Origin of the sequence: Microcystis sp. M53598_WE2, assembly GCF_030067735.1 — a bacterium.
Classification (GTDB): domain Bacteria; phylum Cyanobacteriota; class Cyanobacteriia; order Cyanobacteriales; family Microcystaceae; genus Microcystis; species Microcystis aeruginosa.
Map to the genome: position 1 here is coordinate 1 of NZ_JASJFE010000468.1, position 3,756 is coordinate 3,756.

Sequence of the window (3,756 nt, forward strand, 5' to 3'; positions counted from 1 at the left end):
CACCCCACACCCTGCCACCACCGAAAAGCTTTTTGCCGCAAACCCTACTTATCAGTTATCATTCATCATTTAGATCATAAAATATCTTTTCTTTTTTGCCACCAATAGGTAAGGATAAAATAAATAAGGGAATGAAGAATTAATACTCCCCAATTCAATAACAAATTATTGATAGATAATTGATAAACTTGATTGGTATCCTCAAAGGGTAAAGGGAAATTAAAAGTATTTTGTTCTTTCGCTTCTGCAATCATAGCTTCCACCTCTACTAATACCCCATAGGCACCAATCGACCAGCGACTAATCATCAACCATGATAGATATTTTCCCAGACCTTCTAAGTTAAATAATACCCCAGCAAAGATAATCTGAGGAATTAAAATTAAAGGTAATGCGCTATTTGCTTGAGTGATATTACTAACGCCAGCAGAAATTAATAAACCGAGATTAATTGCCGCAAATATAGTTAAAAATGTGGTAATAAAACAGCCAATTAACCAGGTCATTAATTCTGGTTGCGGGTCAGTAAATCCCCAAAATATCACGCAGGTAATTACAATTGTTTGCAGAAAAGCTAAGGCTGCTAAAACCAGAATTTTCGAGAATAAATAGGGTAATAATCCCAGATTAACTAATCTTTCTCGCTGATAAATTGCTGATTCTTTGACAATTTCCTGTAGGGAACAGGCAAAACCTACCCACAGTTGCGCGCAGGTAAAAACAAAGAGAGTTTTTAAGGCTAAAGGTGCGGATTGGATAGCATCTTCAAACCTGGGATTATCTCCCAAAAATAAAGGATCTTTGTCCCCTAAAACCATGGCCATTAAAAAAATTCCGATCGGGGCGGTTAATAGGTATAAAATTAAACTAAATTGATCGCGGATAATTAACTGGCTATACCGTTGACATAAGACCTGTAGTTGTTGCCAAAAAGATTGTTGAACCTGTTGCGGTTTACTATTATTTTGCTGAAATATTTTACCAATTCTTGCTTCAATATTATTTTTGTAGTAGTCGGATTGTTGGAAACGTTGACATTCTTGATCAACTTTTTCGCTAGTTTCCAGATGAATATAAATATCGGCAAAATCCCCCTGAGGTAAAGAGAAAAAATTTAAGGCCTCCCCCGGAGAACCAAAATAACATAAATTGCCCCCTTGACCGAGAAAAACTAATTGATCGCAGAGATTGATATTATTAGTAGCATGGGTAACTAGGAGAATTGTTCTGCCTTCTTTGGCCAATTTTGCCAGCAATTCCATCATCTTTTTATCTAAACCGGGGTCTAATCCCGAAGTGGGTTCATCTAAAAAGAATAATTTGGGATTGGCTAATAATTCTACCGCAATACTCACCCTTTTTAACTGACCACCGCTTAAGTCTCTGACTAAAGTATTTCTTCTTTCTAATAATTCCACCTGCTGTAGGGTTTTCTCGATCACTTCTTGGCAATTAAGATCCGGAGGTAGCCTTAATTTAGAAGCATAATATAACACTTCTCCCACGGTTAAATCCCTGTGAACTATATCGTATTGGGGAACATAACCGATTTGGGTGCGATAGATATTAAAATTCTGGCGGAGGTCTTCCCCATTCAGATAAACAGTTCCCGAGGTGGTGGGTTCAATTCCCAATAAAGTCTTTAATAAAGTCGATTTTCCCGCACCACTTCCCCCAACAATCGCCACTAATTGACTCGGTTCGATCGGTAAGGAGATATGATTGAGAATTATCAAAGCTTGTTTCTTTTTATCCCGCACCATCCTGACGATATTTTCGGCATCCAGACGGATATTATCCCCCGTATCTAATAAAACTAAGTCATCTCCCTGCAACCGAAAACTATAGGGTCCGATTCTCACCGTACAACCATTGGTTAAAATGGCACTACCCGATACTTTTTCTCCGTCGATAAAGACTCCATTGGTGCTTTTGTCGTAGAGAATATAACGATTCTGGTTATCGCTATCGATAATCGCGTGTTGTCGGGAAATTGTCGGCGCGTCTAAAACCACAGTCGCGGTATTATCTCGTCCTAAAACTACACTGCGATTGCCTAGGGAAACCGATTTAAAAGCTAAAGGTGGGCTTTTTACTGGTTGGTTAGGATGATAATAGGTGATCTTGACCGAATTTTTGACATCTTGACCGATATTAATCTCATCCCCATTTCGTAAAAGATAGCCCTCTTTGGGAGTAATCACGCGATTGTTGATAAAAAGTTGATTGGAACTAGGATTAGTCCCGTCTCCATCGTAGATATAGTAATCATCTCCCTGACGACGAAAACAAGCTTGTACTCGACTCACCACCGTCCAGTGTTGGGGAACAACTAAATCCACCTGTTGACCATCCCGACCCAATTTATAATTAGGACGACTCAGATTAATAGAAGGGAGAAATTCTCCCTGATTGTTAAGAATAATGTAGGGTTCTTGACTAATAACCGTTTTAATGTTGGGAGAATTGGTCATAAAAAGTTGATCGGTAGATGGCGTTCGCGGGGGACAGTAAGAAGCTAAGATAGAATTGATGTCTCGATCGCTACTGTTAACCTCAGAGTCTGGAACGAACTCTAGAGATCATGTTAGTAAAACTTCTTAGGATCGATCGAGCTTGTCTAAATTCCTATTCCTAAGACCTATCCACAGGTTATCGTGCTGTTAGACGATGGTTACAACTCCTATTTCTCCTACCGCCAAGGTTTCTAAAGTCGAAGGTATCAAAGAACGCAGTAATTATCTACGAGAACCTTTGGCCAGTGAACTCCTCGAAGATACAACCCATTTTACCGATGCGGCGGTGCAGATCCTCAAGTTTCACGGTTCCTATCAACAGGATAATCGCGACAATAGAGCCAAAGGTCAAGAAAAAGACTATCAAATGATGTTGCGTACCCGCAGTCCGGGGGGTTTTATTCCCGCGCAACTATATCTTACCCTCGATAGTTTGTCCGATCGCTACGGTAACGGCACTTTACGGGTGACAACCCGCCAAGGCTTCCAATTGCACGGCATTTTAAAGAAAAATCTCAAAGCCACCCTCGGGGAAATTATCCGCAGTATGGGATCCACTTTAGCGGCCTGTGGTGATGTTAACCGCAATGTCACCGCACCGCCAGCCCCCTACAAAAATCGCCCCGAATACGGCTATGCTTGGGAATATGCCAATAATATCGCCGATTTGCTCACTCCCCAAACTGGAGCCTACTACGAAATTTGGCTCGATGGCGAAAAAGTTATCAGTGCAGAAGAAGCGCCGGAAGTCAAGACCGCGAGACAAAAAGATACAAATGGGATTAACAAAAACGATCCCATCGAACCGATCTACGGTCAACATTATATGCCCCGTAAGTTCAAGATCGGTGTCGCCGTGCCGGGAGACAACTCCATCGATATCTACACCAATGACCTCGGTTTGGTGGTGATTACCGACGCAAACGGTCAATTACAGGGTTTTAACATCCTTGCCGGGGGTGGACTGGGAAGGACCCACAATAAGGAAGAAACTTTCCCCAGAATGGCCGATGCGATCGGTTATGTGGACAAAGAAAATGTGTACGATCTGGTAAAAGCGATCGTGGCAACCCAAAGGGATTACGGAGATCGCGGCGATCGTCGTCATGCGAGAATGAAATATATCCTCGAAGAATGGGGAGTAGAAAAATTCCGCAGCACTGTTGAGGGTTATTTCGGTCAAAAAATTGCCCCCTACCAACCCCTCCCCGATTGGAAATATCAAGACTTTTTGGGATGG

At 41.7% G+C, this 3,756-nt stretch carries 2 protein-coding genes; one reads left to right on the forward strand and one right to left on the reverse strand.

Translation table 11 applies throughout. From position 1 onward, the window contains the following. Positions 1-74 precede the first annotated feature (74 nt). The gene (locus tag PX636_RS09710; RefSeq protein WP_288116956.1) at positions 75-2,474 is read right to left on the reverse strand and encodes an ATP-binding cassette domain-containing protein; all 2,400 of its coding nucleotides are present in this window, start codon (positions 2,472-2,474) and stop codon (positions 75-77) included. Positions 2,475-2,670: 196 nt separating this feature from the next. Between PX636_RS09710 and PX636_RS09715 the strand changes: the two genes are divergently transcribed. Continuing rightward, a partial coding sequence (locus PX636_RS09715) for an NADPH-dependent assimilatory sulfite reductase hemoprotein subunit (protein ID WP_288116958.1) occupies positions 2,671-3,756 on the forward strand: 1,086 nt, incomplete at its 3' end.